The sequence below is a fragment of the Emticicia sp. genome, assembly GCF_049241225.1.
Taxonomy (GTDB): Bacteria; Bacteroidota; Bacteroidia; order Cytophagales; family Spirosomataceae; genus Emticicia.
Map to the genome: position 1 here is coordinate 59303 of NZ_JBMLRC010000077.1, position 7037 is coordinate 66339.

Sequence of the window (7037 nt, forward strand, 5' to 3'; positions counted from 1 at the left end):
CCAGTAGCTGTGCCATCTGGCGAAATCGTCAAAGCATTTACATACTTATCGTCTTCTCTTACACATGAAGTAAGAAGAGCCATTAAGGCTGCCCCACTAAAACCTGCTGATTTCAAAAACTCGTAACGTGTCATGATTTCTCTATTTTAATAAATAACGGTTGATAATATTGTAATACGTGTCCGCTCGCAAATGAGTGGGGTATAAATTTTATTTCTTTAAAACTACTTTAATTCAAAGACGAAGCCAATTGAAAAAAGGTTGATTGAAATTACCATTTCTTTTTACCTTCTTCTAAAAATTTCACGAAGTCTTCAACGCTCGAATACCCTATCGGATTAACTACTGTTTTGCCACTAGCATCAACTACTGCATAATATGGTTGGGCATTGTTGTTGAACCTCGTAATCTCCAAATCCATGTTTTTATCACCTACGGTTGTTTTTAGTTCATCATCGTAGGTTGAAGTATAATGTTTTTCTTTGGGTAACTCTTTTTTATCATCAACGTAAAGCGAGGCTATTACGTAATCTTTTTTGAGCCGCTCTAAAACTTCGGGCTTTACCCAAACATTTTCTTCCATTTTACGGCAATTTGCACAAGCATAACCCGTAAAATCGAGTAAAAGTGGCTTGTTTACTTCCTTGGCATAAGCCAAAGCATCATCATAATCGACAAACCCAGATAAACCATGTGGCATCGGCCGAAGTTTTTCAGATGGCACTCCTGCTAACTCAGATTTATTATCTTGTGGCGGCAAAATACCAGAAAGTAATTCGAGCGGTTTATCTTGCACCACACCGGGAATCAGATAAAACGTAAAGATGAAAAATAAAGCACTAAAAACTACTCTCGACCAATGATAAGTCTTTACTTGATTATCTTTCGGCAATCTGATAAAACCGGCAATATAAAATGCAATGAGGCCGAAAATGATAATCCAAAAAATCAAGAAAGTATTGCGATGAAGTAAATCAAAATGATAAGCTTGGTCGATGTTGCTCAAGAATTTTAGTGCCAGAGCAAATTCGGCAAAACCCATGACTGCCTTCATTTCGTTCATCCAACCACCCGATTTTGGCATACTTTTGAGCCATTGTGGAAACATTGCCAAGAGCGTAAAAACTAATCCGAAAGGCAATCCAAATGCCAACATTCCCCATAAAGGTCGCCAGACTTCGCCCTGTGCAGCCAAAATCAATAACGACCCCACAAACGGAGCGGTACACGAAAACGAAACTACCACCAAAGTAAGGGCCATAAAGAAAATACCCAACCAACCACCACTTTCCGACATTCCATCAATGCGATTGACGAATTGGTGCGGCAACACAATCTCGAAAGCACCCAAAAGCGATATTCCAAAAACAATAAAAATAACAAAGAAAATAAGATTCGGCAACCAGTGAGTACTTATAAAATTGAGGAAAGGAGCTCCAAAAGCCATTGTCACGAAGCCAATCAGAGCAAAAACAAACATGATTGAAAAACCATAAAACATGGCTTTGCGTGAGCCATCGGTCTGTTTAGTAAAATAACTAACCGTCATCGGCATAATCGGGTAGATACAAGGCATGAAAAGATTGGCTACTCCTGCCAAAAATGCCACGGAAAGAAAACCGAGCAATGATTGTTGTTCGTGCATGAAAAATGTGATATAAACTCAGTGAATGTACTATCTCTATACAAATCAAAAGAATTCTGAGTTTAGCTCAGAATTCTAAATAAATTATAATAAAATCATTTCCCTTTTTTCTTTTTAGGCTTATGCCCAAGCGAATCGGGTTTTACCTTCAAAGAATCTTTTGGCATTTTTACATGTAGGCTATCTTTACCCCCATGTTTCAAAGAATCTCCGTGGCGTTTATGCAATGAATCACCTTTTGGTTTACGCTTTTTAGTAGAATCAGTTGTAGCGGCCGAAACTTCATCAACCGACATAGAATCCGGACTTATTGTGTCTCTATTACAAGCAATAAAATATACGCTCCCAAGAGCAAAAAATGCTAATACAACTACTTTTTTCATCTGTTTTGAATGGTTTTAATGATTGAAAAGTTAGTCCAAAACAAGGTTTAGGAAAAATAGTTGAGGCCCCAACTAAAACAATTTTTGGAATATAACACAAGGACGAAGACGTACTTTAAATTGGTTGCATCTTCATAAAAAATTTAAAAATAATTAAATCTTATTCTCTTCAGGGTTATTGGTTTTCTTAGCCTTTTTCTTCAAGTTATAATCAAAAATACCGAGTTTTAGGCCAGCATTTGCCGCAAAACCACTTAAATCAGTAGTATTTGTTGAATGATTATTAAAAGCAAAACGATAATTTGCTCCAACATAAAATTTAGCATAACGAGATAAATTAGCTTCCACATTTATACCCGGTTGAATGATTCGGCTCATATTATGACGCCCATCGTTATCAAAGATATCATCAAAGTCGCGGTCACGACCTTTGCCGCCTCGGTCATCATCATCAAAATCAAACCCATTACCACCAATGCCAACCACTAACGGAAACGAAACGTGTACTGCCGCATCAGGCTTCACGGTATATTCCATTTTCAAGCCACCAAATTGTGCGTTTTGGTCGGTATTATTTCGATTACGAAAACTACCAAAACCCGTTGCTCCGATAGCAAACTTTTTATTGAACTGTAACATCAACGCTGCACCACTCAATGAGGTAGTTCCGCTTCCCAACTGCCCGTACTGATACTCTGGTGCAAGATAAAGACCCAGATAATTTACTTTTAACTTTGCTTTTTTTGTCCCAAAAATGGTTTTCATCTCTGATTTCGTAGAATCTTGAGCCATCAAACTTCCAGACCAGCCTAAGCCTAAAGCCACACACAAAATCATCATTTTTCCATACTTTCTCATAAAATTCATTTATTTTGTATTAATAATTTGGTTTCATTCTCCATTACGCAGACCCACAAAAAAAGGTGGGGAGAGATTTTTTTTATTTTACCCCACCCTTTTCGCCATACAATCGTAATAAGAGTCAGACACCTAAACTAAATCGTATAAACTTGTTTTTTAAGAAGAAGACATTTTCGGAAGATAACCTCGACAGCGTAATTAAGGCTTGTATTGACAATAACGGTCAGGCCCAACGAACGCTCATCAAACTCTTTTTGGGGTATTCCAAGAGCGTCTGCTCACGATATTCGAGTAACGACCAAGAACTCGAAGAAATCATCAACGATGGCTTTCTGAAAATATTTACCAACCTACCCAAATACGATGTTTCACAGCCATTCAAAGCATGGGTCAGGACGATAATGGTAAATACTGCCATCGACTATTACCGAAGCAATAAAAAATACCAACTACACATTGCCATTGATGAAGTAGAAGTACCTGATTTTGATGATGATATAATTAGCCAATTATCAACCGAAGAAATCATGGGGCTTGTCAGAAAACTTTCGCCGATGTATCGCATGGTTTTTATGCTTTATGTGGTTGAAGGCTATAAACACAAGGAAATTGCCGAAAAATTGGGTATTCAAGAAGGAACTTCAAAATCGAACCTACAAGATGCCCGCATAAAATTACAAGAAATGATAAGAGTGCATTATCCGCATTTATTTGATATTTACGCAGTTCGAAAAAATAAATTCAATGAAAACTGACAAATTTGATGAAGAGTTCAGACGTAAAGTTGAGAACTTTCATCCACCTTTCAACGAGCAAGAAATCGACCGAATTCAGAGCTATGTCGGCCAGCACATACCTCTGAGTTTTTGGCAGCGTTTTGGCCATGTTTTTACTTACTCGGTCGGAGCTTTAATCATCGTCACATTACTAACAACAACCGTTTATAAAACCTATGAGAATAAATCTTTACTAAATCAAATATCAGTTCTGACTACCCAATTGGAGCATGCAAAAGCTGACTCCACAGCTACGACTATTACTCCGAAAGAGATTATAGTCGAAAAAACAGATACTGTTTTTGTTACAAAATATATGCAGATACCAGCAAACAACGAAAGTGAATTATCGGAAGAGACAATCTCAAAAAATACTATTCTGAACCCTGCTCAAAAGTTTGTGAATGAAGCAAGAAAAGATGCCAAAAACAGTATTAAACCAACTGATAAAGAACAACTTACAAGAAATTTAAGCAAAAATAATACAGATAAAAACGATGCTAAAGTCAGAGAAGCTGATGCATTAGAGAGAAAAGACACAAGACGAAATGTAGCGACAAAATATAATACTGAAGCAGTAAATGAAAGTACGGCATCTCAGAAAAATACAAATATTATAAAATCAAATTTTGAAATACCTGAACAAACTTCAGCCAATTCTGTCAATTTAGCATTACCAATTTCAACACCTGAGTCGGTGGCTAAAGAAATTGAAAGTTTGAGCTTTAACGATGCCTATTTATCTCATCGGAGCTACAATTTTAATGAAAATAAAGCGGCTTTTGACCTAACAAATAGGAATTTTACACTACCAAAATCAGCCATCAAAATTCAAGAGAAGAAATCATTCAAATTTCCAACTGTAGCTCTGCCAAATCTAAAATACAGAGTTGGTTTTGGAGTAGAAATGGCCCACGAATACGGTGGTTTCAATGTTCTGACCGATATTTTGATAAGCAAACGATGGAGTATCACTACGGGAATTGGCTTCGCAACATTTTTAGACGACGAAGACTTTGATGATGAAGAAGAATTTAGAAGAGATACCAAAAAAGATTTCAGAAAAGAATACGAGTCACGCATCAGAGATAATAGCCAAATCAACGATATTCATATCAATCAGGCACTTTTGAAAGTTCCTTTTTATCTCAACTACCGCCTACCTTTGGCCAAAAATTTTACGGTTTTGTTTACCACTGGTAGCAATCTTGATGTTTACAGCCGTCAGTTTGTGTCTTATAATCATCAAAGTTCATTCCGAGACGACTACCATAACCGATTTAGCATTCGAGGTAACGCTCCAATTTTCAATAATTTGCTTTTTTCGACAGGTATCGAAAAGCGTTGGCAAAAGTATTCTATTCAGTTAAGTCCATATTTTATCACCCAAATAAAACCAATTTCATACCAGCAAGAAAACTGGCAATTGGGAATAAAACTCAACGGATTCTACCGACTGAGCCGATAAAACAATGTAACTTACCTACCCAAAGCCCGATTAGTTTGCTAATTTGGGCTTTTTTAATGTAAAAAATAGGTGTAAACTCCATAAAATCACGAGAATGTATTAAATTTGAGCTATCAGATGACCTTAAAATTAATGACAAATATGATGATGAAACATGCAAGAAAAATAGCACTTTCAACAATCCTCGTTATGAGTTGTATCTTGAGTAGCTATGCTCAATATTATGGCGGTGGCTTCGGAGGTGGAGGTTTCGGGCGAGGCAATAACAGTGCCTTCAATAACCCAAGCTTTGATAATGGAAAACCAAAACCACCACCCGACCCCGACGAAGTAGCAAAAGAAGAAACCCGAATTATGGTAAAGAAATTTAAGTTGAACGAAGAGCAAGAAATATTGGTTTCATCGCTCAACGAAGATTATGCTTACCAACGTAAAGACCTATACGAGCTTATCAAGAGGGAATTTGGAAGCACGCAACCAACCCCAGCCCAAATAGCCAATGCCAAAGAAAAAATGGAAGCACTGGAAGCGAAGAAAGATAAAGAACTCGAAAAAATCTTCACACCTGAGCAATTCAAGGCTTATCAAGAGGTGAAAGCCAAAGCACAAAAGGGTAAGAAAAAATAATTCCTTTGAAATTTCATGTTGATCAAAGCCCTTATTTAAAAATATGGGGCTTTTTTTATGATTTAATATTTTTTTAATCCTTGTCGAGACCAAATAGAATAATATACCGTAAATAATTGCGTTTAAAACTAAGTCTAACGAGTCATTTGTGAAGAAAATAAACTATATAATAGCTTTCAGATTTAAAGAAATCAACGTGTTTGGCAGATTTCTATGCATATTATTGTTATTACTTTATTCCAAACTTTACTCTCAAACTATAAACACCGATACAGTAGTCTTAAATCATCCAGATAGTCTACGACCACGGCTTAGTTATGCCATCAACTGGGATGCCCGCAGCTCAATCATTAAAGAACAACGTGTAAATATTTGGGGGGTAAATACCGGAATTATTTTAGGTAGAAAACGAAATCAGATAACCCTGGGCTACTATTGGCTCAACTTCAATTCGTACTTACGCCTACTCGACTTACGAAAAACAGCAGCTAAACGAGTAAATCTTGACTATTACACCAAAACTGATCTATATTTTTTCAGTTTAATGTACTGGAAAAACTTTGTTAACAATAAACGATGGAGAGTGAGTGTACCAGTTGAAGTCGGAATTGGTGCTTCAAAAAACGAAAACGTAGGGATTTTGGACGAGATTAGGATTTGGAAACGAAAAGATTATTTTGTTCCGATTCAGGCAGGTGTTTATATAGGCTGGAAAGCTACCCGCTGGGGAGGTTTGGCCGTTCAAGGAGGGTATCGATATGCACTGCATCAAAGAAATATTCCAGAAAATTACAATGGGCTTTATTATAGCTTAGGAGCAAGCGTACAATTAGAACTTTTGACTGACTTATATAAGTGGCTTTTCAAAAATAAAAAACCCATAAATATTATCAACTAAAATAGATTGATACACAGAAAAATAAAACGCTCAATGCTTAGGAATCATCAAATAAAATTCTAATTTTGTTTCAGAAGAGGTGTGAAGCTTATCCTTTTTTCTGATACCGCTCAATAAAAAAAATATTTTTATAGTTTCGTACAATAAAATTTATTTTTTTTTGTTGCATTTGCATAAGATTCTTTATAAGTTTGTGTCATCAAAGAGAAAAATATGAAAAAATACTTGTATCAACATATATTTTTGTTTTATCTTTGAGGCATAAATAAAAATGCAAAAAAAATCGAAGTTTGATGCAACTTTTTGCAAACAAATTTTGTAATGTATATAGAAATAAAATATTAAAGATAAAAGTTGTGTGGATTTAGTAGCGGGAAAG

Annotated in this window: 7 protein-coding genes; 4 read left to right on the top strand and 3 right to left on the bottom strand. The window is 36.0% G+C overall.

What is annotated here, in order from left to right; genetic code table 11:
- Positions 1-271: 271 nt before the first annotated feature.
- The 3 genes from ACOVO2_RS05010 to ACOVO2_RS05020 form a co-directional block, all read right to left on the bottom strand.
- Entirely contained in the window at positions 272-1645 is a 1374-nt protein-coding gene (locus ACOVO2_RS05010; RefSeq protein ID WP_421768907.1) for a protein-disulfide reductase DsbD family protein, read from the bottom strand.
- A 95-nt stretch (positions 1646-1740) separates the two neighbouring features.
- Positions 1741-2028 carry a hypothetical protein gene (locus ACOVO2_RS05015; RefSeq protein WP_421768908.1) on the bottom strand — a complete coding sequence of 96 codons (288 nt, stop codon included), beginning with the start codon at positions 2026-2028 and terminating at the stop codon, positions 1741-1743.
- 153 nt (positions 2029-2181) lie between these two features.
- Entirely contained in the window at positions 2182-2886 is a 705-nt protein-coding gene (locus ACOVO2_RS05020) for a hypothetical protein (RefSeq protein ID WP_421768909.1), read from the bottom strand.
- Positions 2887-3038: 152 nt separating this feature from the next.
- Here ACOVO2_RS05020 and ACOVO2_RS05025 point away from each other — a divergent pair, with 152 nt between their 5' ends.
- From ACOVO2_RS05025 to ACOVO2_RS05040, 4 genes are all read left to right on the top strand, one after another.
- Positions 3039-3644, top strand: a complete 606-nt coding sequence (locus tag ACOVO2_RS05025; RefSeq protein WP_421768910.1) for an RNA polymerase sigma factor — start codon at positions 3039-3041, stop codon at positions 3642-3644.
- Positions 3634-5133, top strand: a complete 1500-nt coding sequence (locus ACOVO2_RS05030) for a hypothetical protein (protein ID WP_421768911.1) — start codon at positions 3634-3636, stop codon at positions 5131-5133. The genes ACOVO2_RS05025 and ACOVO2_RS05030 overlap by 11 nt, the downstream gene beginning before the upstream one ends.
- 117 nt (positions 5134-5250) lie before the next feature.
- Positions 5251-5760 carry a hypothetical protein gene (locus tag ACOVO2_RS05035; protein ID WP_421768912.1) on the top strand — a complete coding sequence of 170 codons (510 nt, stop codon included), beginning with the start codon at positions 5251-5253 and terminating at the stop codon, positions 5758-5760.
- 148 nt (positions 5761-5908) lie between these two features.
- The gene (locus ACOVO2_RS05040; protein ID WP_421768913.1) at positions 5909-6658 is read left to right on the top strand and encodes a hypothetical protein; all 750 of its coding nucleotides are present in this window, start codon (positions 5909-5911) and stop codon (positions 6656-6658) included.
- The last annotated feature ends 379 nt before the right edge of the window (positions 6659-7037 follow it).